This is a genomic window from Variovorax sp. V116, from assembly GCF_041154435.1.
Classification (GTDB): Bacteria; Pseudomonadota; Gammaproteobacteria; order Burkholderiales; family Burkholderiaceae_C; genus Variovorax; species Variovorax paradoxus.
The window spans coordinates 3,207,945-3,234,159 of record NZ_AP028661.1; the positions used below are offsets into that span (position 1 = coordinate 3,207,945).

Sequence of the window (26,215 nt, forward strand, 5' to 3'; positions counted from 1 at the left end):
TTTCAGTCGGCCTGGATGCCGAGCTCCTTGATGACCTTGCCGAAGCGCGCAAAGTCCGCGGCGTTGGTCTTGCCGAGCACGTCGGCGCTGCCGCCCACGGGCGTGGTGCCCAGCACGGCCATGCGCGAGACGATCTCGGGCATCTTCAGGATCTCGTTGAAGTGGGCGTTGAGCGTCTTGACGATCTCGGGCGGCAGGTTGCGCGGGCCCCAGAGGCCGTTCCAGGCCGTGACCTCCACGTCCTTGTAGCCGAGCTCCTGCAGCGTCGGCACCTTGGGCGCGAGCGCCGAGCGCTCGTGCGAGGCCACCGCGAGCGGCAGCATCTTGCCGTTGGCAAGGTACGGCGCCACCGGGCCCAGCGTGATGAAGGTGGCGGGCACGTGGCCGCCCAGCACGTCGTTGACCGCCGGCGCCACGCCCTTGTAGGGCACGTGCCCGAGGCTCACGCCCGCGGCGCGGTTGAACATCTCGCCCAGGATGTGCATCGGCGAGCCGCTGCCCGGGCTCGCAAAGGTCAGCGGCTTGCCGCCCTTGGCCGCGGCCACCAGGTCCTTGGCGCTTGCGAGGCCGCTGGCGCCGCCCGCCACCAGGAACAGCGGCTGGCTGCCGGTCTGCACGATCGGCGTGAAGCCGTTCAGCACGTCGTAGCCCGAGGTGCCGCCCGTCTTGAGCACCAGCTGCGCGATCGAGAAGGTGCTGGGCGAAAGCAGCAGCGTGTAGCCGTCGGGCTGCGCCTTCGAGACATAGGCGCTGCCGATGATGCCGCTGGCGCCGGGGCGGTTGTCGACCACCACGGGCTGGCCCACGCGCGCCGACAGCTTCTCGGCGAAGAGCCGCGCCAGCGCGTCGGTGTCGCCGCCGGCCGGATAGGCGACGACCAGCGTGATCGGCTTGCTCGGATAGCTGCTCTCGGCCCTGGCGGGCCCCGTGGCGCAGGCGACGCCGAGGGCGAGCGCGGCTGCAATGGCTTGTCGGCGTGTGGATGGCATGGCGTTCGTGGGGTGGATCTGTATGTTTCACTAATGAAACAGTGATTTATTAATGGAACGAGACGAAGAATACCGAGTACCAATGGCTTCGTCAATCTAGGTACAAACCCTTGAATCCGGCGCGCACGGCCGCGGCCCGCCGCGCGGACGGCGGGTGGTTTTCAGGCGGGTTGTCCGGCTGCCCGGCTCAGGCGCCGTAGCGCGCCACCGTCAGGCCTTCCATGTCGATGGCGGGGTTTCGGCCATCGATCAGGTCGGCCATCACGCGGCCGGTGCCGGCCGCCATGGTCCAGCCGAGCGTGCCGTGGCCGGTGCTCAGCATCAGGTTGGGAATGCGCGTGGCACCGATCACCGGCGTGCCGTCGGGCGTCATGGGGCGCAGGCCGGTCCAGAAGGAGGCGTCGCGCACATTGCCGCCCTTCGGAAAGAGATCGGTCACGACGTGCTCGAGCGTGTCGCGCCGCTTCGCATCGAGCCGCAGGTCGAAGCCCGAGAGCTGCGCGGTGCCGCCCACGCGGATGCGCTCGCCCAGCCGCGTGACGGCCACCTTGAAGGTCTCGTCCATCACGGTGGATTCGGGCGCGCCGCTGACGTCGGAGATGGGCACGGTGATCGAGAAGCCCTTGACCGGGTACACCGGCAGGTCGATGCCCAGTGGCTTGACCATGGCCGGCGAGTAGCTGCCGAGCGCCACCACGTAGCGGTCGGCCGTGAAGCGGCCGGCATCGGTGCGCACGGCCGTGACGCCGCCGGCATCGTGCTCGATGGCCTGGATGGCCACGCCAAAGCGGAACTTCGCGCCGGCCGCCTCGGCCAGCACGGCCAGCGCCTGCGTGAACTTGAAGCAGTCGCCGGTCTCGTCGCCCGGCAGGCGCAGCCCGCCGACGAACTTGCTCTTGACGGCCGCGAGCGCCGGCTCGTACTGCACGCAGCCTTCGCGGTCGAGCACCTGGTAGGGTACGCCGGAGGCCTGGAGCACCTCCACGTCCTTGGCGATGCCGTCGAGCTGCTGCTGGGTCCGAAAGAGCTGCAGGGTGCCGAGCGCACGCTCGTCATAGCGGATGCCGGTGTCGGTGCGCAGCGCCTTCAGGCAGTCGCGGCTGTATTCGGCAAGCCGCACCATGCGGCCCTTGTTGAGCTCGTAGCGCGCCTGCGTGCAATTGCACAGCATCGACAGGCCCCAGCGCCACATGGCCGGATCGAGCATGGGCTTGATCACCAGCGGGCTGTGCTGCATGAGCATCCACTTGATGGCCTTGAGCGGCACGCCGGGCCCGGCCCAGGGCGCGGAGTAGCCGGGCGACACCTCGCCCGCGTTGCCGAAGCTGGTTTCGAGCGCGGGCGCGGGCTGGCGCTCGAGCACCGTCACGTCATGGCCGGCGCGCGCCAGGTAGTACGCCACCGAGGTGCCGATGACACCGCTGCCGAGGATCAGAACCTGCATGAAAACACTCCCTTGAAACCATGCGCACCGATGGCCCCAGAGGGTACAGCGTCCGCGCTACGACAGGCCCAGTGCGTCTTGCAATTGCCGTGCCGTCCAGCGCCGGGGCTGCGCGGGCCACTCCTCGAGCAGCGCGAACATCCTTGCGTTGCGCGGCGCCTCCAAGTCCTGGTCCTGCGCAAGGCGCACGACCTCGCCGCTGAGCGCATCGATCTCGGTGCGGCGCCCGAGCGCCAGGTCGTCGGCCATGCTCGAGCGGGCCTTGGCATCGATGCGCAGCATGCGCGCCGCCACGATGCGAAACAGCCAGTCGGGCAGCCGCAGCACCGCCGACAGCCGCTGCGCCGGCACCGCGGCCACCTGCGCGGGCGCGATGCCGGCGCTGCCCAGCACGCCGAGCGCCTCGTCGATCAGCGCCGCAAAGCAGCGCCGGTAGCCGCGCTGCAGCAGCTCGTCGCGCAGCGGCAGGCCCGAGAGCGCATTGACCGGGTTGTTGAGGTTGAGCAGCAGCTTGCCCCACTGCACGGGCAGCAGGTCAGGGTAAAGGTCGAGCGGTACGCCGGCCCGCGCGAAGACTGGCAGCCAGGGCCGCAGCGCCGCATCGTCCTGCGCCGCCAGCCGGCCGGCCGTTCCGCGGTGGAAGGCACCGGGCCCGATCTCGGCCACGTTGTAGGGCACCATGCCCGGCAGCACCTGGAGCGTGGGCCCCACGCGCGACGCCGAGGCGCAGTTGGAGATGCCGTTCTGCAGCGAGACGACCAGCGTGCCCGCGGGCAGCGCAAAAGCCAGTTCGGCGGCGGCACTGGCCGTGGCACCGCTCTTCACGCACAGCAGCACCAGCGACGGCATCGCGCCGACGGGCACCTGCTCGCTCAGCCGAAGGCTCGCGGCCGGCAGGCGGCGCGTGCCGCCTTCCAGGTCGCTGAGCGCCAGGCCGTGTTCGGCCAGGCCCTGCAGCACGCGCGGACGGCCGACGAAAGTGACCGGCACGCCGGCCGCCGCCAGGCTGCCGCCCACGAAGCAGCCGATGGTGCCCGCCCCCATCACCAGCACTTCGCCGGGAGGCCGGCCGGGCACCTCGGCTCGGGCCATCAGGTGCGTTCCGCCACCCAGGCTTGCACCGATTGGAGCGCCGCCGGCAAGCCCGCGGCATCGGTGCCGCCGGCCATGGCCATGTCGGCCTTGCCGCCGCCCTTGCCGCCCACCTGCTGCGCGACAAAGTTGACCAGCTCGCCGGCCTTGACCTTGCCGACCGTGTCGCTCGTGACGCCCGCAGCCACCTGCACCTTGGCGCCGTCGACCGCGGCCAGCACGACCACCGCCGTCTTGAGCTTGTCCTTGAGCTTGTCCATGGTGTCGCGCAGCGTCTTGGCGTCGGCGCCGTCGAGCTTGGCCGCCAGCACCTTGATGCCGTTGACGTCGACCGCCTGCGCCAGGAGCTCGTCGCCCTTGGACGACGCGAGCTTGCCCTTGAGCGAACCCACTTCGCGCTCCAGCGCCCTCACCTGCTCCAGCACCTGCACGAGCCGGCCCTGCAGCTCGGCAGCGGGCGACTTGAGCGTGGCGGCCACGCTCTGCACCGTGGCTTCGAGCTCCTGCAGGTAGCCGAGCGCATTGGCGCCGGTGACGGCCTCGATGCGGCGCACGCCGGCGGCCACGCCGCCTTCGCTCACGATCTTGAACAGGCCGATGTCGCCCGTGCGGCCCACGTGGGTGCCGCCGCAGAGCTCGCGGCTGGAGCCGATGTCGAGCACGCGCACGCTCTCGCCGTACTTCTCGCCGAACAGCATCATGGCGCCGGTCTTCTGGGCCGACTCCATGTCCATCACGCGCGCATGCGTCTCGGTGTTGGCCAGGATCTCGGCGTTCACGCGCTTCTCGATCTCGAGGATCTGGTCGTGCGTGACGGCCGCGTTGTGCGCGAAGTCGAAGCGCGTCTTGTCGGCATCGACTAGCGAGCCCTTCTGCTGCACGTGCGCGCCCAGCACTTCGCGCAGGGCCTTGTGCATCAGGTGCGTGACCGAGTGGTTGCGCATGGTGGCGGCGCGGCGCGCGGTGTCGACCGCGGCCTTGACCGTGTCGCCCACCTTGAGCGTGCCCTGGGTCTGCGTGCCGTGGTGGCCGAACACGTCGGCCTTGATCTTCTGCGTGTCATCCACGCCGAACTGCACGCCCTCGGCCACCAGCACGCCCTGGTCGCCGACCTGGCCGCCGCTCTCCGAATAGAAAGGCGTGGTGTCGAGCACCACGATGCCGGGCTGGCCTTCCTTCAGTTGCTGCACGGCCGCGCCTTCGAAGTACAGCGCCACGACCTTGGCGTTTTCTTCGAGGTGTTCGTAGCCCGTGAAGACGTTGCCCGCGCCGCCGTATTCGACGTTGCGGTCCATCTTGAACTTGCCGGCGGCGCGGCCTGCGGCCTTCTGCTTTTCCATGGCGGCATTGAAGCCGGCCTCGTCCACGCTCACGCCGCGCTCGCGGCACACGTCGGCCGACAGGTCGAGCGGAAAGCCGTAGGTGTCGTGCAGCTTGAAGGCGACCTCGCCCGGCAGCGTCCTGGCGTCGCCGGCCAGGGCCGCGTCGAGGATTTCCATGCCGTTGGCCAGCGTCTCGAAGAAGCGTTCTTCCTCGGCCTTGAGGGTTTCGGTGATGCGCTTCTCGTCGGCCACCAGCTTGGGGTAGGCCTCGCCCATGAGCTTCACGAGGTCGGGCACCAGCTTGTGGAAGAAGGGCTTCTTCTGGCCCAGCTTGTAGCCGTGGCGAATGGCGCGGCGCACGATGCGGCGCTGCACGTAGCCGCGGCCTTCGTTCGACGGAATGACGCCGTCGGCCACCAGGAACGAGGTGGCGCGGATGTGGTCGGCAATCACCTTGAGCGAGTTGTTGCCCAGGTCCTTCTCGCCCGTCTCGCGCGCGGCGGCCTTGATGAGCGCGTCGAAGATGTCGATCTCGTAGTTGCTGTGCACGTGCTGCAGGATCGCGGCCAGGCGCTCCAGGCCCATGCCGGTGTCGACGCAGGGCGCGGGCAGCTTCTTGACCGAGCCGTCGGGCTGCATGTCGAACTGCATGAACACGTTGTTCCAGATCTCGATGTAGCGGTCGCCGTCTTCATCGGGCGAACCGGGCGGACCGCCGGGGATCTCGGGACCGTGGTCGTAGAAGATCTCGGAGCACGGCCCGCAGGGACCCGTGTCGGCCATCATCCAGAAGTTGTCGGACATGTAGCGCCCGCCCTTGTTGTCGCCGATGCGCACCACGCGCTCGGGCGGCAGGCCGATGTCCTTGGTCCAGATGTCGTAGGCCTCGTCGTCCTCGATGTAGACCGTGGCCCAGAGCTTCTCGGCCGGCAGCTTGTAGACCTTGGTGAGCAGCTCGAAGGCCCAGGTGAGCGATTCGCGCTTGAAGTAGTCGCCGAAGCTCCAGTTGCCCAACATCTCGAAGAAGGTGTGGTGGCGCGCGGTGTAGCCCACGTTCTCCAGGTCGTTGTGCTTGCCGCCGGCGCGAAGGCACGCCTGGACCGAGGCGGCGCGCACGTAGGGGCGCTTGTCTTCGCCGAGGAACACGTCCTTGAACTGCACCATGCCCGAGTTGGTGAACATGAGCGTGGGATCGTTGCCCGGCACCAGCGAGCTGGAGGCCACCACCGTGTGGCCCTTGGAAGCGAAGAAATCGAGAAAGGTCTTGCGGATGTCCGCGACCGTGATTGTGGGCTGGCTCATCTTTGGATTTCGTCTTCTGTCGAGGGCGGCCTGGCGATGGCGACCCTCTCGTCGAAACCACTGCGGCGAACCGACCTGACTGCTTGATTTGCTTGAACAATCGATTATAGGTTTCGCTTGCGGGCCGCGCCTTCGCCAGGAGGCGCCAGCGCCGCCCGGGTGCCAAAGCTAATATGGGAATTAGCGCGCAGAACCAAATGCGCCCGGCTTCGTCCCATTCATTTCAACGTGAATCAAGGAGCATGCATGGCAGGCCATGAGGCAGCACACTGGAAGATCGAGGACCTGGATTTCTCCCGCATCGCGCGGCCGGAGGTCCGCCGGGACGAAAATCTCTTCTATCTCGTGGCCTGCGCCTCGTTCGTCGAAAGCGGCTCGGACCTGTACACCCAGAACCTGGTCGACTTCTTCCGCGGCGACGACGAGGTCACCGCCTGGCTCACCCACCAATGGGAAGCCGAGGAACTGCAGCATGGCCGGGCCTTGCGCGCCTACGTGTCCCACGTCTGGCCCGAATTCGACTGGGAAGGCGCCTACCGCAGCTTCCTGGAGGAATACGCCACCTACTGCAAGGTGGAGCTGCTCGCGCCGACGCGCGGGCTCGAGCTGGCCGCGCGCTGCGTGATCGAGACCGGCACCGCCAGCTACTACCGGGCGCTGGCGCGCAGCACCACCGAACCGGTGCTGCGTGACCTGGCAAGCCGCATCGCGGCCGACGAAGTCAGCCACTACAAGCACTTCTACCGTTTTTTCCGGCGCTACCGGCAACAGGAAGGGCTGGGCCGCTTCCGCGTGCTGGGCACCATCGGCCGGCGCACGCTGGAACTCAAGAGCGAGGACGCCGACTGCGCCATCCGCCACGTGGTGCGCGCCCGCTCGCCCGGGCGGGCCGCCGACACGGCCTACATCCAGCAGCTGAGCGCGCGCATGAACAGCACCGTGCGCACCCACCTGAGCCCGGGCGCCACGCTCAAGATGCTGATGCGGCCGCTGGAACTGCCGGCCGGCGTGCAGGCCGTGGTGCAATACCCGATCCGGCAGTTCATGGAGCACGTCTTCCTGCGCTGAGGGTTCACGACCGCAAACTTTCTTTGCAATTAGTGAAAAAATTCACACTTTTTGCCTCTTTCATGTCTTCACTTGCGAGGCCGGGAAAGGGATGCTTCGCCCTTTGCCAACCAATGTGAGCGGAGCAATGGTCCATCAGGTCATTCACAACGCAACAGTCACGTTGCAGTTGTCCTTCTACTTGAGCGTCGACGAGAGGGTCGAGGCGCTTCGGGCAGCCGGCATACCGGTCGATGAAACGGGAAACGCGACAGCGGGCTACCTGTTCGTGCGAACCACGGGCCGCGTCGGCAAACGTAAGAATACCTACCGCTGGTTTGCCGCCGGCATCGGCGAAGAGGCCCACGCCGGGAACATACAGCCCCAGCCGGCATGGGCCGAGGAACAGTTCGCGCATGCGGACGAGATCGATATCGGCGCCGACCTCGTCCCGGGTGCGCCGGGTGCGCCGGCTGCACCGGAGCTCGTGCCCGCCACCGTCGCGTACCTGCGGCTGTGGAAGGAACTGGAGCAGCGCTCCCGCGACGCGGCGAGCGACCTGCACAGGAAGCAGATCGCCTACTTCCGCGACCTCGGGCCCGCGCCCGACGCGCTCGATCAGCAACTGAGGCAGGAGGCTGCGGAGGCGGCGAGCAAGTGCCTTGCAGCGGCACGGGGGCAGAACGAGCCTTCGGTTTTCCGGCGCTGACCCGGTGGCGCGCGGCGGGGCGACCTGCCCCGGGGCGCCTTCCCTTCACTGCCCTTCGCGCACGAGCGGCTGTTCCGCGGTTTGCACGGCGGCAGCCAGCTGCTTTTCGGTGCGCCACCAGGCCAGCAGCCGGTCGAAGCTGCCGTCGAAGGCGCGATCCTGCAGTGCTTCGCCAATGAACGAGCAGCGCGCCGCGGATTCCATGTCCAGCATCTGGCGGGTCGCCGTGCGGTCGCAGGCCAGGTAGGCCTGCTTGAGTTCGGCAAGCGGCATCGAGGCCGGTTTGTCCATGCCCGACTGCGCAGCTGCCATCGACGCGGCCAGGGCCAGCGGCACGGCCGCAAAAAGCATCATGCGGGAGCAATCGGGCTTCATGGCTCGCCTCCTCTCAAAAGCCCGGGGCGTCCGGCTCCGGCGCCTTGAGGGAAAGTGCCTGCTGCTGCTGCGAGAAGACCGCGCCGATGTAGCTGTCCACGCGCTCCGCGGCCACCTTCGCGTTCACTGCCGCCACCACGTGGCCGGCCTCGGCACCCGCAGGCCCGGCCGATGGCTGGCCCTGCCCGCACCCGGCGCCGGCCGCGCCGAGCCCCAAGAGTGCTGCTGCGTGAAAGATCCTGAGGAAGTCCATGTCTGCTCCTGGTGATGTCGGCATTGCCTGGGGAATCACTCGCCCTCGACGCAGAACCAGTGCCAGCGCACCACGCGCTGCCCACAGTAGCGGTCGACGACGCGCGCGATCAGTTGCGCATTGCCGGACACATCCCGGCGCCTCTCCATCCAGATCAGGGCCTCGTAGAGATCGTCGGCCTCGCCGCTCGCGTCGTACCTGTCGAACAAGGCATTGGAGAGTTGCCAGTTCGAAAGCTCGTCCCCGCTGGCCGCTTCGTTGCGCAGCAGACCGAGCCGGGACGCTCCTGCAACGGCCGGCAGCGGCACCGCGGCCATGCTGCGCGGGGCCACGACGTTGGAAGGCGGACTGCCTGCCGCGAACGCCAGCAAGGCGCCGGAGGCCAGCGCACCCGCAGCAAAGGAGCCGGCGAGCTGAATGACGCGGTCGTACATGGCGGGCTTCCTTGCGGCAACGGGATGCGCCAGCGTAGGCAATCCAAGCCGCCGCCGCGTCATCCGAAGCAATGAGGCCCGCCCTCGGGACTGACGGTAGAATCCGCGCCTGCTGCGGGTGTAGTTCAATGGTAGAACGGCAGCTTCCCAAGCTTCATACGAGGGTTCGATTCCCTTCACCCGCTCCACCAGCCCCGCACTCCTGCGCGGCCTGCACGCCGCTCACAGCCGCCGCGCAAGCTTCGACCGGCTCTCCTCGGTCCGCATCCTGTTGATCTCGGCCATCCCCTCCTTGGTGATGCGCTTCACGATGGCGTTGCGTGCGTTCTTGTATTTGCCCGAGCCGTCCAGCGCCGGCGCTATTTCAGCTTCGATCAGGCCCGTTGCCTTGAGGACGGACACGTGTCGAACGTCTGCGGGAGTCACTACTTTCTTGGGCAGCGGTACGTGCTGGAGGCTCATCAGGAAAGTCAAAGGCATGCGGATCCCTCGATTGGTGTTGTTGCCGAAATGTTCCTTCGCGTGAATTTCGAAAAAAGTCTTTCCCTGCCGCGTTGGCTTGTCGGACGCAAGCCAGCCGCGTTGTAGCGAAGACGCCAACTTAAGCACTAAAGCAAGGAGGCCCTCCGAAGCGGGTCGGAAGGCCGGGGGCTCGGGCCGCCGAGGCTGGCGCAACCAGGGGGCCGAGTAACAGATGGAGATGGTACCTAGGTACCCACTATCCCGCCAGATCGAAGCAGCAGCCCGCGTAGTAGGGCTTGTCGCCGCCCTCGACGAACGGCACCTCGATCGGCTTGCCTTCGTTGCGCCAGGCATCGCGGCGCTTGTAGCCGGCATCCCTGAGTTCGGCCCACAGCTCCTCGACGTGCTGGATGCGGTAGGGGCAGAACGCGATGCCGATGCTGTTGATCGTGTAGATGGTGCGCTCGGGGTGCACGGCCGTCGTGTTCAGCACGATGCGCCTGGGCTTCACGGCAAGCCCCGACAGGATCTCGGCGATGCGCTGCGGCAAATACTGCAGGCTGCCCGAGGCAAAGAGCACGTCGCAGCCGCTGGCGCCCTGGTAGTCGGTGGTGAAGTCCAGCTGCGCGGTGGCGTCGCGCTGCACGGCCAGCTCCTTGCCTGACTGCACCACCCCGGGCACGTCGCAGACCGTCCAGCGCAGGCTGTCGGGGTAAGGCAGGACGCGGCGGAATGCGTAGTACTTGATGCCCACGTGGCCGCCCAGGTCGAACACGCGCCGCATGCCCTCGTCGAACGATCTCCCGAGCCAGAAAAGGCCGGGGTAGTCGTAGAAGTAGATCTGGTGGGTGTAGAGCTCGCCGGCCGCCTTGGCGTTGCTGTAGCCGACGGCCTTCGACTCCGGCGCGCCGGCCTCGGCGGCGGCAAAGCTCTCGAAGGAGCCCATGAAGAGGTTCTCGGTCTCGTTGACCAGGAACTTGCGCCTGTAGGCTTCGGCGCGGTGACGCAAGGGCAGCAGGTTGGGAAGCATGGGCTGGTTTCCTCATTGGCTGAAATGCACCCCTGGCGATTCGGGTGCCGCACGGACGAACTCCCGGCAAGAGCCGGCGCTTTTCGGATTTGCTGCGGACCTCCAGGCCTTGAATTGCTATCAAAACGCCACAAACCCGATTGATTTATTAAATTTACAAAAAAATCGGCCTGAATCCTGTCAATCGGCGAGGCAGCCGACCACCCTGGAGTTACACAACTGCGGCGCCCCCTCGGGGAATATCTTCATATTCACCCGAAGCCAAGTCAATTAATGGCTACCTTGCCCCGCGCGGGTAGCGATTACATCCATTGCGCTTCGCGGCCCCACCCAATCTGCTCCCGGCAGACCGGCTGCGGCATCTGGCGCAGGTGATGCCGGGCTGCCGGCACTCCCCTGTCTCGCCTCTACCCCGCCTCCCCATTTTGCAGATGTATTCGGCTTGCGCAGCAGCGGTTTGCCATGTTTTCGACAGGCGCTTTGTCATGGTCGCAAGCAGTGCGGCCGGGGGCGCTTGTCTCCCTCTGGAGGGGGCGCATTGCTCATGCGCGGCAGCGGCGCAATTCCTACAGTGAGTTCCCTGGGCCAATGCCTTCCGTGAAAACGCCTGCTCCTCCGTTCGGGCGGAATCGGGGAAAGGCGCCCGAAATGGGCGCTGGTTACCCTGTTCGAGCGATATGAGGTAGTACGAGTATGTAACGAATGATTCGGGAATGTAACCTGACAAACTTTGATCAACACCGCGCCAGACAAAGCCTCTAGGATTGCCTCGAAATAGAAACTAACGTACTAATGAATTTTTATTGGCCAATTGCCAATTCATGAATCCCATCTATTGCATGCATTCTTTCTTCCGTTTTTTCTATGAAAATTCAAATAGCCGATCCGGCGCCATCCGCGCCCCCCCGACTTTCATTGGATGATCTGTTCGTTTCGCGCCTCAATTCGGACAGGCCGGACGAACGGATCCAGGACTCGGTGGCGCTCGGGGAGCAGGGCACGCTGCGCTGGACGCAATGGCTCGACGCCACCGGCCAGCTGCCCGACGCCCCCTTTGCGGCGGCGTGGCTCCTGCTCCAGGCGCGCTGGCTCGGCGAACAGCAGCCGGATCCGTCCGAATCGGCCCGCACCTGGCTGGCCTCGCTCGACCAGGAACGGCGCCAGGCGGCTACCGCGGGCTCGGCAGGCTCGCCGGAGCCATCGCCGAAAGTTCTCTGGCTGGGCTGCGACCCCGGCGTCGACGGCGTCCAGGCCCCTCTCCTCCTCTGGCTGAGCACCACCGCATCGGATACGCCGCGCCTTCACGCCAGCGCGGCAGCAAGCCTGCTGGACGCGGCATCGGTGCAGCAGCTGCTGGCAGCCATTGTCGACACCGCCGCCGATCTGCTCGAGCGGCCCGAATGCCCGCTCCGCGAGATCCGCACCCTGCCCGCCGCCGACCGCGCGCGCCAGCTCGCCGACTGGAACACGCCCCCCGCTCCCCTTGACCCGAGCCTCACCGTGGTGGGCCTGTTCGCGCGCCAGGCCGCGGCCGCGCCCGATGCCATGGCGCTCGCGCAAGGCGATGCGCAGATGAGCTACGGCGAACTGGAGCGCCAGTCCGGCCAGCTCGCGCAGCGCCTGCAGCACCTGGGCGTGCGTGCGGGCGACAACGTGGGGCTGGTGCTCGACAGGTCGATCGAGGCCGTGGTGGCGCAGCTGGGCGTGCTCAAGGCCGGCGCGGCCTATGTGCCGGTGCCGACGGATTTCCCGCCCGAGCGCATCGCCTTCATGCTCGAGCAGGCGAACGCGCAGCAGGTGGTCAGCACCTCGGCGCTGCGCCACCTGGTGCCCGCCTCCCGTGCGCTGCTGCTGCTCGACGAAGCCGAGGACACCGAACCCGCGCCCTGGAGCGCTCCCGCCATCGACGGCGAATCGGTGGCCTACGTGATGTACACCTCGGGCTCCACGGGCACGCCCAAGGGCATCGAGATCTGCCACCGCGCGATCCTGCGGCTGGTCGTCGGCATCGACTATGCGCAGCTGGCGCCGGGCCGCAGCGTGCTGCACGCCGCGCCGCTGGGCTTCGATGCCGCCACCTTCGAGATCTGGGGCCCGCTGCTCAACGGCGGCTGCTGCGTGGTGCATGGCGAGCGCGTGCCCACGGGCGCGGGCCTGGCCGGCACCATTGCGCGCCACCAGGTGCACACCGCCTGGCTCACGGCGGCGCTGTTCAACGCGGTGATCGACGACGACCCGGCGCATCTTTCGGGCCTGCGGCATCTCATCACCGGCGGCGAAGCGCTGTCGGTGCCGCACGTGCGGCGCGCGCTGGCCGCGCTGCCGGCGCTTGCGCTCAGCAACGGCTACGGGCCGACCGAATGCACCACCTTCGCGGCCACCCACCGCATTCCGGCGGCGCTGCCCGCCGACCTGCGCTCAGTGCCGCTCGGCCGGCCGATCAAGGACACCGTGCTGCGCGTGCTGAGCCCTTCGATGGACCTGCTGCCTAGCGGCCTGGTGGGCGAGCTGTGCATCGGTGGCCATGGGCTCGCGCGCGGCTACCTGCGGCAGCCGCAATTGACCGAAGAGCGCTTCGTGCCCGATCCGTTCGGCGCGCCGGGCGATCGCCTCTACCGCACCGGCGACCTGGCGCGCTGGCTGCCCGACGGCACCATCGAATTCATCGGCCGGCGCGACGGCCAGGTCAAGATCCACGGCCACCGCATCGAGACCGGCGAGGTCGAGGCGGCCATCCTCTCGCACCTCGCGATCCAGGCCTGCGCCGTCGATGCGCGGCCCGACGCCGATGGGCAGCTGCGCCTGGTGGCCTACCTCGTCGCACGCTCGCACAAGCTCTCGTGGGATGCGCTGCGCACGCACCTGGCCGCGCGCCTGCCCGCGGCGCTGCTGCCCTCCGCGCAGGTCTGGCTCGCGCAGCTGCCGGTCACGCCCAACGGCAAGCTCGACCGCCGCGCGCTGCCCGAACCGGCGGCCGAGCGGCCCGATCTGGCGCAGCCCTTCGAGGAAGCGCGCAGCGCCGCCGAGCAGCGCGTGTGCGAAGCCTTCGCCCGCGCGCTGCACATCGAGAAGGTCGGGCGCAACGACAACTTCTTCGACCTGGGCGGCGATTCGCTGCGCGTGCTGCAGGTGCTGGCCGAACTGCAGCAGGACAGCGCGCAGCCGCTGTCGACCAACCTGTTCTTCCGCCATCCGACGCCGAGCGCCATCGCGGCCGAGCTGGAGACGGCCGCCGCCGGCGATGCGGCGCCCGCAGCCGCCGCCGCGCCGCGCACAGTGCACGAGCAACAGCAACAGCAGCCCGCCGAGCCCGACGCCCACATGTCGGATGCGATTGCGCTGATCGCCACCGCGGGGCGCTTTCCGGGTGCGGCCGATGTCGAGCAGTTCTGGGAGAACCTCGTTGCCGGCCGCGACACCATCAGCTTCTTCGACGACGACACGCTCGATGCCGGCGTGAGCGACGCGCTGCGCAAGGACCCGGCCTACGTGCGGGCCCGCGGCGTGATCGAGGGCATCGAGAACTTCGACGCCGCCTTCTTCGGCATCGGCCCGAAGGACGCCGCGCTGATGGACCCGCAGCAGCGCGTGTTCCTGGAGATCTGCTGGGAATGCCTGGAGCGCGCGGGCTACGTGCCCGATGCCGCGCCGGGCCCGGTCGGCGTGTATGCCGGCATGTACAACGCCAGCTACTTCCAGCGCCACGTCGCCACGCGGCCCGACCTCATCGAAGCGGTGGGCGAGTTCCAGGTGATGCTGGCCAACGAGAAGGACTACATCACCACGCGCGTGGCCAACCGGCTCAACCTGACGGGGCCGGCGGTGAGCATCCATACCGCCTGCTCGACCTCGCTGGTGGCGGTGGCCCATGCCTTCCACGCACTGCGCACCGGCCAGTGCTACATGGCGCTGGCCGGCGGGGCCTCCGTCACCTGCCCGCCGCGCAGCGGCTACCTGTACCAGGAAGGCTCGATGCTCTCGCCCGACGGGCACACGCGCAGCTTCGACGCGCAGGCCCAGGGCACGGTCTTCAGCGACGGCGCCGCGGTGGTGCTGCTCAAGCGCCTGGCCGACGCGCAGGCCGACGGCGACACCATCTATGCGGTGCTGCGCAGCGCCTGCGTCAACAACGACGGCGGCACCAAGGCCAGCTTCACCGCGCCCAGCGTGGACGGGCAGGCCGCCGTGATCCGCGCGGCGCTGGCGGCAGCCAACGTGGACGCGCGCAGCATCTCCTACGTGGAGGCGCACGGCACCGCCACGCCGATGGGCGACCCGGTCGAGGTCGAGGCACTGACCTGCGCCTATGCCGAGCACACCGGCGCGCTGGGCTACTGCACGCTCGGCTCGCTCAAGAGCAACGTGGGCCACATGGTGACGGCCGCGGGGGCCGCCGGCCTCATCAAGGCCGCGCTCTCGCTGCACCACGAGGCGATTCCGCCGACCGCGCACTTCAGCGCACCCAACCCGGCGATCGACTTCGCGCGCACGCCCTTCTACGTGAGCGGCAGCCTGCAAGCCTGGCCGCGCACCGGCCAGCCGCGGCGCGCCGGCGTCAGCGCCTTCGGCGTGGGCGGCACCAACGCGCACATCATCCTCGAGGAAGCGCCCGCGCGGCCTGCCACGGCCAGCGCCGCGGGGCCGCAGGTGCTGCCGATCTCGGCCCGCTCGGAGGCCGCGCTGGCGGTGGCCACGGAACAGCTGGCCGCACACCTCGACGCGACGCCCGGCGTGCCGCTGGCCGATGTGGCGTACACGCTGAGCGTCGGCCGCAAGGCGCATGCCTTCCGCCGCGCGGTGGTGGCCGGCGATGCGGCGCAGGCCGTGGCCGCGCTGCGCGCGGGCGACAGCCCGTGGCGCGCCAGCGGCCGCGTCGATGCGCGCGCGCCGCAGCCGGTGCTGATGTTCCCGGGCCAGGGCGCGCAGTACACCGGCATGGGCAAGATCCTGCACGCCAACGATCCGGTGTTCGCAGCCGCCTTCGACACCTGCCTGAAGGCCTTCGGCAGCGCGGTGGACTTCGACCTGCGCGAGCGCATGTTCGGCGACGATCCGCAGGCGCTGCTGCCCACCGCCGTCACGCAGCCCGCGATCTTCGCCATCGAGTACGCGCTGGCGCGCCGGCTGCTCTCGCTGGGCGTGCGGCCGCATGCGCTGATCGGCCACAGCGTGGGCGAGTTCGTGGCCGCGGTGATCGCCGGCGTGATGCGGCTGGAAGACGCGGCCCGGCTGGTGGCCCGCCGCGGCGCGCTCATGCAGGCGCAGCCCGCGGGCGCGATGCTGTCGGTGCGCCTGGGCGCGGCCGAACTCTCGGCCCGGCTCGGGCCGCTGCTCTCGCTGGCCGCGGACAACGGACCCACGGCCTGCGTGGTGGCCGGCCCGTTCGACGCGATCGAAACGCTGCGCGCCTCGCTGCAGGAAGAAGACATCGCGAGCCGCCAGCTGCAGACCTCGCACGCCTTCCATTCCTCGATGATGGATGGCGCCGTCGCGCCCTTCGAGGCACTGGTCGGCGAAGTGGCGCTGCATGCGCCCACGGTGCCGATCTTCTCGACGCTCACGGGCCGCCTGCTCGAAGAGGCCGAGGCCACCAGCCCCGCCTACTGGGCCCGCCACCTGCGCAGCACCGTGCAGTTCTCGCCCGCCGTGCGCAGCGCCATGGCGCAGGCGGTGCGCCCGCTCTTCATCGAGGTGGGGCCCCGCAACACGCTGGCCACGCTGGTGCGCCAGCACGGCGCGGCCGAAGTGATGCCGCTGCTGCACGGCGAGCCCGCCGACGAGGCCCGCACGCTGCGCCTGGCGCTGGCCCGCCTCTGGACCTGCGGCGCGGACGTGGAGCTGTCGCGCCTTTCCGTTCGCACCGGCGCACAGCGCGTGCGCCTGCCCACCTACCCCTTCGAACGCAAGCGTTTCTGGGTCGACATCGCAGCGGCCGCGGCGAGCCCGGCCATCCCCTCGCCGGTTTTGCCGCCGGCCCAGCTGCCCGTTGCCCCATCCACGCCCGCGCTCTCCGTTCCACCCACCTTCTTGGAGCCGACCGTGACAGCTGCAGTGCCCCCGCCACTTCCCTCTTCTCCCGCGTCCCCCGCCCTTGCTGCGCCCACCGAATCCATGGACACGCGGCTGCGCTCCCTGTTCGAGGACATCTCCGGCATCGACATGATGCAGGCCGAGGGACATGCCGCCTTCGGCGAGCTGGGCCTGGATTCGCTCACGCTGACGCAGGTCGCCACGCAGATCAAGAAGCGCTTCAAGGTGAACCTGAGCTTTCGCCAGCTGATGGAGAACTACCGCAGCTTCGACACCCTGTCCGCCTTCCTGCGCGAGAGCCTGCCGCCCGAGCCCGTGGTTGCGGCTGTATCCGCACCTGCATCCGCTGCTGCGGTGCCGCTGGCGATGGCCGCGCCGGTGCAGGCAGCGGCCGCGCAGCCGCCGGCCGCGTTCCTCCCCGGGGTGACCGTGCCGGCCGCGGGCGGCGACATCGGCAGCGGGCCGATCGTCCAGCTGGTGGCGCAGCAGATGGAACTGATGCGGCGCCAGCTCGCGCTGCTGTCGGGCGCGGCCATCGAGACGCTGCCCGTTGCGTCCGCCATGCCGGCTGCCGCCGCAAGCACCGCGGCCGTGGCGGCGCAGCCCGCCGCCGACGAACCCGCCCCGGCCAGGGAGCCGCAGCGCTACGACGTCACCAAGGCCTTCGGCGCGATCGCGCGCATCCACACCCAACGCACCGCCGAGCCGAGCGGCCGGCAGAAGGCGCGGCTGGCGGCCTTCATGCGGCGCTATGTGGAACGCACGCAAAAGAGCAAGCAGTTCACCCAGGCCAACCGCCCGCACATGGCCGACCCGCGCGTGGTCAACGGCTTCCGGCCGCTGACCAAGGAGATCACCTACCAGATCGTGATCGAGCGCTCCAAGGGCTCCAGGCTCTGGGACCTGGACGGCAACGAATACGTCGATGCGCTCAACGGCTTCGGCATGAACATGTTCGGCTGGCAGCCCGATTTCGTGCAGGAAGCGGTGCGCAAGCAGCTCGACGCGGGCTACGAGATCGGCCCGCAGCATCCGCTGGCGGCCGAGGTCACCGCCCTCATCTGCGAGCTCACGGGCTGCGATCGCGCCGCCCTGTGCAACACCGGCTCCGAAGCCGTGATGGCCGCGCTGCGCATTGCGCGCACGGTCACCGGGCGCAGCACCGTGGTGGTGTTCACCGGCTCCTACCACGGCACCTTCGACGAGGTGCTGGTGCGCGCCGGCAAGGGCGGCAAGGGCTTGTCTGCGGCTCCGGGCGTGATGAGCGGCATGTTCGGCGACATCCGCGTGCTGGACTACGGCACGGCGGAGGCGCTGGCCTTCATCCGCGAGAACGCGGACGACCTGGCCGCGGTGCTGGCCGAGCCGGTGCAAAGCCGCCGGCCCGACTTCCAGCCGCGCGAGTTCCTGCAGGAGGTGCGCACCATCACCGAGAAGAGCGGCACCTGCTTCATCTTCGACGAGGTCATCACGGGCTTTCGCGTCGGCCTGGGCGGCGCGCAGGAACTGTTCGGCGTGCGCGCCGACCTCGCCACCTACGGCAAGGTGATCGGCGGCGGTTTTCCGGTGGGCGTGATCGCCGGCAAGCGGGCCTTCATGGACGCGCTCGACGGCGGCGCCTGGCAGTACGGCGACGACTCGATCCCGGGCGTGGGCGTGACCTACTTTGCCGGCACCTTCGTGCGGCACCCGCTCGCGCTGGCCGCGGCCAAGGCCTCGCTCACGCACCTGAAGGAAGCCGGCCCCTCGCTGCAGGCCGGCCTCACGGGCAGCACCGCCGCCATGGCCGACGAGCTCACGGCCTGGTGCGCCGAGGTGGGCGCGCCGATCGCGATCCGCCAGTTCGCCTCGCTCTGGCGCGTGAGCTGGCTCGAGGAGCATCCGCTGCAGGACCTGCTGTTCGCCATGATGCGCAGCCGCGGCGTGCACATCCTGGACAACTTCCCCTGCTTCCTCACTAGCGCGCACAGCGCCGAGGACATCGCCACCATCCAGCGCGTCTTCAAGGAGTCGGTGGCCGAGATGCAGGAATCGGGCTTCCTGCCGCGCCGCGCGACGGTGATCACGGGTTTCGACTACCGCAAGCGCTGCGAAGAAGACGGCTCCGTCCTCGCCCGCGACGTCGACGGCCAGCCCTTCTGGTACGTGCCCGACGCCGCGAGCCCCACCTCCCTCATCAATGGAAAGGCCGCAGCATGAACGCCGTTCTCCGCCCCGCCGCCACCGGCGGCCTCATCGAATGCGTCATACCGACAACCGAGTCGCAGCGCGAGATCTGGCTCGGCGCGTCGATGAGCACCGACGCCTCGCTGGCCTACAACGAATCGGTGCTGCTGCGCCTGCGCGGGCCGCTGGACACCGGCGCCATGGCGCGTGCCGTGGCGCAGCTGGTCGAACGGCACCAGGCGCTGCGCGCCACCATCTCGCCGGACGGCAGCTGCATGCTGGTCAGCCGGCCCGGCGAAGGCATGCTGGAGCAGCAGGACCTGAGCGGCCTCCTGCCCGAGGCCCGGGCGCTGGCGCTGAAGGCCGCGCATGACGACGCGGTCTGCACGCCCTTCGCGCTGGAGCACGGCCCGCTGTTCCGCGCGGTGCTCTTGCGGCTCGGCGATGCCGAGCATGAGCTCGTGATGTCGGCCCACCACGTGGTGTGCGACGGCTGGTCCTGGATGGTCATCAGCGAGCAGCTCGGCCATCTCTACGCCGAGCAGGCCGGCAGCGGGCAGCCGCTGAAGCCCGCGCCCAGCTATGCGGAATTCGCCGCCGAGGAAGCCGCCGAGGCTGCCCATCCCGACATGCAGCCGCACGTGGACTACTGGCTGGAGCGCTTCGCGGGCGGCACCCTGCCGGTGCTCGACCTGCCGGTGGACCATCCGCGGCCCGCCGTGCGCACCTTCCATTCGCGGCGCACCGAACGCCTGCTCGACCGCCGCCTCGTGAGCAGCCTGCGCTCCATGAGCGCGAAGACCGGCGCCAGCCTGTTCGCGGGCCTGTTCAGCGGCTTTGTCGCCACGCTGCACCGGCTCACGGGGCAGGACGACATCGTGGTGGGCATTCCCGCGTCGGGCCAGGTCGCGCGCGACATGCCCGGCCTGGTGGGCCACTGCGTGAACCTGCTGCCGCTGCGCGTGGCGGTCCATGCCCAGCTTCGCTTCGATGCCCTGCTGAGCGAATGCAGCACCACGGTGCTCGACGCCTTCGAGCACCAGGCTCTCACCTATGGCGCCTTGCTGGGCAAGCTGTCGCTGCAGCGCGACCCGAGCCGGCTGCCGCTGGTGAGCGTGGCGTTCAACGTCGACCCCGACGTGGCGAGCAGCGCGCAGACCTTCCCGGGCCTCGAAGTCGCGCAGGACACGATCGCGCGCCAGTACGAGAACTTCGAACTCTTCCTGAACCTGCGTCCGCTCGACGGCGGGCTGCAGATCGAGACGCAGTACAACACCGACCTGTTCGACGAGGCCACGGTGCAGCGCTGGCTCGACATCTTCGAATGCGTGCTGCGCTCGGCCGTGCGCAACCCCGGCGAGACGGTCGGCCGGCTCGAGGTGCTGTCGCCCGAGGCCGCGCAGGAACTGATCGCGCTGCAGCCGCCGCGCACGCCGCTGGAGGGCGCGCCGCATGCGCTGGCCCGCTTCCTGGCGCGCGTGCCGCTGCAGCCCGAGCGCCCCGCGGTGCGCGACGGTGCGCGGGTCTGCAGCTATGCCGAGCTCGATGCCGAGTCCAACCGCCTGGCGCGGGCGCTGCGCGCACGCGGCGTGCGCCGCGGCGAGCGCGTGGGGCTGTGCCTGGAACGCAGCATCGAGATGGTCACCGCGCTGGTGGCGGTGCTCAAGGCGGGCGCCGCCTACGTGCCGCTCGACCCCGGGTTTCCGCAGGCACGGCTGGAGCACTACGCCAAGGACGCCGGGCTCTGCCTGCTGCTGACTTCGTCGGACATCGCGGTGGCGCCGCGCAACTGGCGCGCCGACGCGGCCGAGCGGGTGTTCGAGATCGACCGCCACAGCGCCTGGCAGCAGGAAAGCGGCGAGCCGCTGCCGCCGAGCGGCGATGATGCCGGCCCCGACGACGGCGCCTACGTGATCTACACCTCGGGCTCCACCGGCCTGCCCAAGGGCGTGTGCGCGCGGCACCACTCGGTGGTGGTCCTGCTCCAGTGGATGCAGCGCAAATCGGCCCTGAGCCCGAACGACCGGATCGCCGCGGTGACCACCCTGTCCTTCGACATGGCGGTGCCGGAGCTGCTGCTGCCGCTGTCGGGCGGCTCCGAGATCGTGATGGTGCAGCGCGAGGTGGCCATGGACGGCAACCGCCTGTGCCGGCTGCTCAAGGAAGAGCGCATCACCTTCCTGCAGGCCACGCCCGGCATGTGGCAGCTGCTGCTCGATGCCCAGTGGCCCGGCGCGCCCGGCTTCCGCGGCTGGACTGGCGGCGAGCCGCTGCGGCCCAGCATGGCGTTCGCGCTGTGCGAGCGCATGGACGAGTTCTGGAATGGCTACGGACCGACCGAGACCACCGTGTATTCCACGGCCTGGCTGGTGCGGCCGGACATCGTCGCCTCGCGCGGCGTGTCGATCGGCCACCCCGTCGACAACACCGAGATCTGGATCCTCGACGGCGACCTGCAGCCCTGCCCGATCGGCGTTCCGGGCGAGATCTGCATCGCGGGCGACGGCCTGGCGCTGGGCTACATCGACCGCCCCGAACTCACGGCCGAGCGCTTCGTGGCCGCGCGCATCTTCGGCAGCGCCAAGACGGTGTACCGCACCGGCGACCGCGGCCGCTGGCGCAACGACGGGCTCATCGAGCACCTGGGCCGGCTCGACTTCCAGCTCAAGGTGCGCGGCTACCGCATCGAGCCCGGCGAGATCGAGGCGCGCTGCTGCGAGGTGGCCGGCGTCTCGCGCTGCGTGGTGGTGGCGCGCGAAGACAGCCCCGGCGATGTCCGGCTGGTGGCCTACCTGGCGCTGACGCCCGGCGTCGACTTCGAGCTGGACGTGCTGATGGCGCACCTGCGCGAGAGCCTGCCGGCCTTCATGCTGCCGCAGCACGTGGTGGCGCTGGACGCGCTGCCCACGCTGCCCAACGGCAAGGTCGACCGGGTCTCGCTGCCCGCGCCGCAGGCGGTGTCGCGCGACGAGGCACGGCGCGGCGCCGGCCCGCGCACCGAATGCGAACGCAAGGTGCTCGCCACCATGGAAAAGGTGCTGAGCCTGCCGGGCCTGGACATGCGCGACGACTTCTTCACGATGGGCGGGCATTCGCTTTTGGCCTCGCGCCTGACCACGCTCCTGAGCCGCGAGTTCCAGATCACGCTGCCGCTGCGCTCGCTGTTCGAAGCGCCCACGGCCGAGAAGCTGGCCGCCGTGGTCGAGGGCCTGCAGCGCGTGGGCGCCGGCGCGCAGGCGCCGCTGCCCTGCCGCATCGACCGCAAGACGGCGCCGCTCACGCCCGCGCAGGAGCGCATCCGCTTCATGGAAGACCTGCACCCGGACCGCTCGGTCTACAACGCGCCCGCGGCGCAGCGCCTGACCGGCGTCTTCGATGCCGAGCGCTTCGAGGCCGCGTTCAAGGAAATCATCCGCCGCCAGCCCGCCATGCGCACCCGCATGGGGACCGATCCGCACACCGGCCAGCCGGTCCAGCTGATCGCGGAAGCGGTGGATTTCTCGCTGCCCTTCGTCGACCTGCGCGGCCTGCCGGCCGACCAGCGCGAGGCCGAGCTGGCCGAACGCATGCAGGAGCTCGCCGACCGGCCGATCGACATCCACCGCGCGCCGATGCTGCATGCGGCGGTGTTCCAGCTCGACGTGCACGAGCATGTGTTCGTCTTCGTGCCGCACCACCTGATCTGGGATGGCTGGTCCTTCGACCTGCTGCAGCGCGAACTCTCCGCCATCTACGACGCGGCGGAGCGCGGCCGGCCGCACGGGCTGGCGCCCATCGCCACCACGCAGGGCGACTATGCCGAGTGGCTGGCCCACTGGATGAAGGAGCCCTCGTTCCAGGACCAGCTCGACTTCTGGCTCAAGCGCTTTGCGAGCGCGCCGATGCCGCGCCAGCCCAACACCGACATGCCGCGGCGCGCCGGCAAGAGCGGCCAGGGCGGCGCCCACTGGATCCGCGTCGACCTGGCCACCACGCAGCAGCTGCGCAAGGTGGCGCGCGACATGGACGTGACGCTCAGCATGCTGACCTTCGGCGTGTATGCGTTTGCCATGAGCAGCATCATCGGCTCTGAGACCATCGTCATCGCCAACCCGGTGCGCGGCCGCCAGCAGCCCGAGACGGAAGACGTGATCGGCTTCTTCAACAACGTGCTGCCGGTGTCGCTGCAGGTCGGCCTGCAGCAGCCGCTCGCGGAGTTCATGCGCTACGTGAAGCGCGAGCTGCTCTCGCTCATGAACTACCAGCAGGTGCCGTTCGAGCGCCTCATGGCGGAGCCCGCGCTGGCCGCGCGCATCCGCGCGGTCGGGCCCTACCAGGCGATGTTCTCGTTCCAGGATGCGCGCGACCGTGCGCGCCGGCTCGGCAGCCTGCAGACGCGGCAGCTGCACCTGATGCAGCGCGGCGCCACCGACGACATCGGCGTGTGGCTGATGGACAAGCCGCACGGGCTGGAAGGCGCGCTGATCTACAACGCCGACATCTACCTGCGCGAGACCGGGGCGCAACTGCGCGACCGCTATCTCGAGCTGCTGCAGAAAGTGGCTGAACGTCCCGAGGCCTCGCTGGCCGAGCTCGCGAGCGAAGAAGGCTCCGCGAGCGCCGCCTACCTGCGCAGGCTCGCGGCCGTCGATCCGCTCAGGGCCGCGGCGCCGGTGGATGCGCCGGCCGGTGCCGCGGCCGCGGAGGAAGGCAGCATCCTGATCCCCGAGCACGCGCGGCTCGCGCAGATCTGGGCCTCGGTGATCGGGATCGACGTCAACGACATCCGCTCGAGCGACAACTTCTTCGACCTCGGCGGAGATTCGCTGCTGGTGCTGCGCGCGATCCAGCAGGCCGAGAAGACGCTGGGCTACCGCGTGCAGCCGCGCCGCTACCTGTTCGAGAACCTCGGGCAGATCGCCTCGTCCGCGCAGCAGGCCGCGGAGGACGCGGAGCTCTCGGATCTCGGAAAACTGCCGCTCGGCAACCTGAAGGGCACGGCGCGCAGCGACGGCCTGCTGAGCCGCGCCTTCGGCAACTGGCTGCGCAAGGAGTGATTCATCATGGTCTCCGCAGCTTTCTCCCTGACTTCCGTCGATGCGCCGGTCTGCCGGTATCTCGAACTGGACGGCGAACCCGGCCCCGAGGCCGAGCGGCTCCTCTCCGACGAGGAACTGGAGCGCGCCGCGCAGTTCCGGTTCGCGGCCGACCGGCAGCGCTTCGTGGCCGCGCATGCCGCGCTGCGCTGCGCGCTGGCTGCGCAGACGGGCGAACGCCCCGAGGCGCTGCGCTTCACCCGCAGCGCATTCGGTAAGCCTTCGCTGTCGGGCTGGCCGCGGCTGCGGTTCTCGCTGAGCCACAGCCTGGGGCTGGGACTGCTCGCCATCGGCGAGCGCGGTCCGCTGGGGGCCGACGTCGAGCTGCTGCGGCCGATTCCCGACGCGCTCGCGCTGGCCGCGCAGCATTTCACGGACAGCGAGAGCGAGGCGCTGCTGGCCCTGCCCGCCGCCGAGCGCGAGCATGCCTTCCTGACCTGCTGGACGCGCAAGGAAGCCTGCCTCAAGGCCATCGGCCTCGGGCTGATCGTGCCGACCGAGCGCTTCGAGGTGGGGCTGGAGCCGGACTGCCGGAGCGTGGAAGTGCCCGTGGCCGGCCGCATCCTGTGGCTCGTGCTGCAGCCCGCGCCGCCGCGCGTGGACAGCGTGGGAGCGATTGCGGAATGGCGGCAGACGCACGTGCGCGCCAGCGTGCCGAGTTTCGCGGCGCAGACCTGCACCCGCTCCCGCTCGGCGGAAAGGCGCGCAGCGCAAAGGGTGCCGCAATGAACGCACACCCCTTCATGTTCGGACCGGCGTCGCGCCAGATCTTCGGTGTGTTCCATGCCGCCGGCGACGGACGGCACGGCAGTACCGCGGTGCTCGTGTGCCCGCCCTTCGGCCAGGAGGGCCTGCGGACCCACCGCTTCTTCAAGGTGCTGGCCGAGCGCCTCGCGCGCTCGGGCATTGCCACGCTGCGCTTCGACTTCCACGGCGCGGGCGACTCGCCCGGCGATGAAAGCGAAGGCGAGCTCGACGGCTGGCGCCGGGACCTGTGCTCGGCCCACGAGGAGCTGCGCCGCAGGGCCCCGGGAAGCCGCATCGTCTGGGTCGGCGCGCGGCTGGGCGCCACCCTGGCCGTGCTGGCGGCGCGCAACGGGCGCTGCGACCCGGCGCGGCTCGTGCTGTGGGAGCCGGTGATCGACGGCCGGCGCTATGCGCGCCACCTGCGCGAGCAGCATGTGGCGGCCATCGACACGACCTTCTGCATTCCGGACCTGGTCTGGCGCCGCAACCTTGCGCAGGACCCCGACGCGCTGCCCGAAGAAGCGTTGGGCACCGTGCTGTCGCCCGCGCTGCGCACGCAGCTCGGTGCGCTGGCGCCCGAATCGCTGCCGCTCACGGCCCTGCACGACACGCTGGTGCTGACCTCGCCCGACGACCAGCACACCGCGCAGTGGGCGGCCGAGCAGCAGTCGCGCCACATGCCGGTGCGGCTCGCCTACTTCCAGCACCGGCTCGACTGGACCGCCGATCCCTATCCCAACAGCGCCATGGTTCCGGCCGACGCGCTCAACCGCCTGCAGGGGGCCCTCCATGAATGACATGACGCAATGCCCCGTCCGCTTCGGACCAGGAGACGCACTGATGGGCATGATCACCATTCCCATGTACCGGGCGCCGGCCGACGTCGCCTGCCTGATGCTCAACATGGGCGCCAACCACCGGGTCGGGCCGCGCCGCATCAACGTGAAGCTGGCGCACGTGCTGGCCGCGCGCGGCGTGAGCAGTCTGCGCTTCGACCTTGGCGGCGTGGGGGACAGCGACGCGTCCGACGCCTCGTCCGACCTGCAGGCCCGCGCGGTGCGCGACCTGCGCGCCGGCATGGACCTTCTCGAGAACATGCTGGGCATCCGCAAGTTCGCGATCGTGGGCATGTGTTCGGGCGTGGAGCACGCCATGACCGCGGCCGCGACGGACACGCGCGTGGTGGCGCTCTCGCTGTTCGACGGCTTCGCCTTTCCGGACCGGCGCTCGCGCTGGGAACGCACGCTGCGGCGCGCGCTGGCGGCGCCTGCGCATCCGTCGTTCGCGGGCAAGGCCAAGCGTTGGCTGCAGCGCCACCTGCTGCCCAGCCATTCGACCAAGCCGCTGCCCGGCTTCTTCGCCGAACGCAAGCCGCCCGAGGTCAACGCCGTGTGGTTCGGCGCCACCATGCGGCGCCTGGTCGAGCGCAAGGTGGCGGTGCAGCTGCTCTATTCGGGCTCGCTGCATGTCTGCGACCACGACCGCGACCAGCTCGGCCCGTTCCGCAGCGAACCGTTCGCGCAGGCCGTGCAGTACGAATTCATGCGCGAAGCCGACCACACGCTGTGCACGGCGCGGGGACAGCAGCTGTTCCTGCGCTCCGTCGGCGGCTGGGTGGCCGCCTGCGCCATCGGCGCCGGCCCGGAACGCCGCAGCCCCAGCACCAGCCCGAGCCCGCTCGCACCCGTCGTGGAGCGCCCCGAGCACGGCGCCTACGTCCCGCAGTGAACTGATTCCC

16 protein-coding genes and 1 tRNA gene are annotated in these 26,215 nt (G+C 69.6%); 8 read left to right on the forward strand and 9 right to left on the reverse strand.

Annotation, left to right across the window (positions count from 1 at the left end; genetic code table 11):
- Positions 1-2: 2 nt before the first annotated feature.
- From ACAM58_RS15325 to alaS, 4 genes are all read right to left on the reverse strand, one after another.
- A complete protein-coding gene (locus ACAM58_RS15325; RefSeq protein WP_012748271.1) occupies positions 3-989 on the reverse strand; it encodes a tripartite tricarboxylate transporter substrate binding protein in 987 nt (328 codons plus the stop codon).
- Between the two features lie 187 nt (positions 990-1,176).
- Entirely contained in the window at positions 1,177-2,433 is a 1,257-nt protein-coding gene (locus ACAM58_RS15330) for a D-amino acid dehydrogenase (RefSeq protein ID WP_012748272.1), read from the reverse strand.
- Between the two features lie 57 nt (positions 2,434-2,490).
- Positions 2,491-3,525: a 2-dehydropantoate 2-reductase gene (locus tag ACAM58_RS15335; RefSeq protein WP_012748273.1), complete on the reverse strand. Its 1,035-nt coding sequence runs from the start codon at positions 3,523-3,525 to the stop codon at positions 2,491-2,493.
- Complete coding sequence (gene alaS / locus ACAM58_RS15340) at positions 3,525-6,149, reverse strand: alanine--tRNA ligase (protein WP_012748274.1); 2,625 nt, start codon at positions 6,147-6,149, stop codon at positions 3,525-3,527. The genes ACAM58_RS15335 and alaS overlap by 1 nt, the downstream gene beginning before the upstream one ends.
- A 246-nt stretch (positions 6,150-6,395) precedes the next feature.
- On the opposite strand from alaS, the gene ACAM58_RS15345 reads away from it, so the two are divergent.
- Both ACAM58_RS15345 and ACAM58_RS15350 read left to right on the forward strand, forming a co-directional pair.
- Entirely contained in the window at positions 6,396-7,217 is an 822-nt protein-coding gene (locus tag ACAM58_RS15345) for a ferritin-like domain-containing protein (protein WP_369663081.1), read from the forward strand.
- 127 nt (positions 7,218-7,344) lie between these two features.
- Positions 7,345-7,905, forward strand: coding sequence for a hypothetical protein (locus ACAM58_RS15350; RefSeq protein ID WP_012748276.1), 561 nt, complete (start codon positions 7,345-7,347; stop codon positions 7,903-7,905).
- Positions 7,906-7,950: 45 nt separating this feature from the next.
- Here ACAM58_RS15350 and ACAM58_RS15355 read toward each other — a convergent pair whose 3' ends face one another.
- From ACAM58_RS15355 to ACAM58_RS15365, 3 genes are read right to left on the reverse strand one after another with little or no spacing between them, the layout of a single operon-like run.
- Positions 7,951-8,280, reverse strand: coding sequence for a hypothetical protein (locus ACAM58_RS15355; RefSeq protein WP_369663082.1), 330 nt, complete (start codon positions 8,278-8,280; stop codon positions 7,951-7,953).
- A 13-nt stretch (positions 8,281-8,293) separates the two neighbouring features.
- Positions 8,294-8,533 (reverse strand): hypothetical protein, encoded by a 240-nt coding sequence (locus ACAM58_RS15360; protein WP_012748278.1) that lies wholly within the window; start codon positions 8,531-8,533, stop codon positions 8,294-8,296.
- A 35-nt stretch (positions 8,534-8,568) separates the two neighbouring features.
- Positions 8,569-8,967: a hypothetical protein gene (locus ACAM58_RS15365; protein ID WP_012748279.1), complete on the reverse strand. Its 399-nt coding sequence runs from the start codon at positions 8,965-8,967 to the stop codon at positions 8,569-8,571.
- A 114-nt stretch (positions 8,968-9,081) separates the two neighbouring features.
- Here ACAM58_RS15365 and ACAM58_RS15370 point away from each other — a divergent pair.
- Positions 9,082-9,155, forward strand: a tRNA-Gly gene (locus ACAM58_RS15370).
- A 34-nt stretch (positions 9,156-9,189) separates the two neighbouring features.
- On the opposite strand, the gene ACAM58_RS15375 is transcribed toward ACAM58_RS15370, so the two are convergent.
- Both ACAM58_RS15375 and ACAM58_RS15380 read right to left on the reverse strand, forming a co-directional pair.
- Entirely contained in the window at positions 9,190-9,447 is a 258-nt protein-coding gene (locus tag ACAM58_RS15375) for a hypothetical protein (RefSeq protein ID WP_012748280.1), read from the reverse strand.
- Positions 9,448-9,685: 238 nt separating this feature from the next.
- The gene (locus ACAM58_RS15380; RefSeq protein ID WP_012748281.1) at positions 9,686-10,459 is read right to left on the reverse strand and encodes a TIGR04325 family methyltransferase; all 774 of its coding nucleotides are present in this window, start codon (positions 10,457-10,459) and stop codon (positions 9,686-9,688) included.
- A 915-nt stretch (positions 10,460-11,374) separates the two neighbouring features.
- Here ACAM58_RS15380 and ACAM58_RS15385 point away from each other — a divergent pair.
- Genes ACAM58_RS15385 through ACAM58_RS15405 form a run of 5 tightly spaced genes read left to right on the forward strand, consistent with a single transcriptional unit; the run spans position 11,375 to position 26,205 of the window.
- Entirely contained in the window at positions 11,375-18,688 is a 7,314-nt protein-coding gene (locus ACAM58_RS15385) for an amino acid adenylation domain-containing protein (RefSeq protein WP_369663083.1), read from the forward strand.
- The gene (locus ACAM58_RS15390; protein ID WP_012748283.1) at positions 18,685-23,691 is read left to right on the forward strand and encodes a non-ribosomal peptide synthetase; all 5,007 of its coding nucleotides are present in this window, start codon (positions 18,685-18,687) and stop codon (positions 23,689-23,691) included. Before ACAM58_RS15385 ends, ACAM58_RS15390 begins: the two co-directional genes overlap by 4 nt.
- Positions 23,692-23,697: 6 nt before the next feature.
- Positions 23,698-24,459 carry a 4'-phosphopantetheinyl transferase superfamily protein gene (locus ACAM58_RS15395; protein WP_012748284.1) on the forward strand — a complete coding sequence of 254 codons (762 nt, stop codon included), beginning with the start codon at positions 23,698-23,700 and terminating at the stop codon, positions 24,457-24,459.
- The gene (locus ACAM58_RS15400; RefSeq protein ID WP_012748285.1) at positions 24,456-25,274 is read left to right on the forward strand and encodes an alpha/beta hydrolase; all 819 of its coding nucleotides are present in this window, start codon (positions 24,456-24,458) and stop codon (positions 25,272-25,274) included. The genes ACAM58_RS15395 and ACAM58_RS15400 overlap by 4 nt, the downstream gene beginning before the upstream one ends.
- A gap of 43 nt (positions 25,275-25,317) precedes the next feature.
- Positions 25,318-26,205 (forward strand): alpha/beta fold hydrolase, encoded by an 888-nt coding sequence (locus tag ACAM58_RS15405; protein WP_012748286.1) that lies wholly within the window; start codon positions 25,318-25,320, stop codon positions 26,203-26,205.
- Positions 26,206-26,215 lie beyond the last annotated feature (10 nt).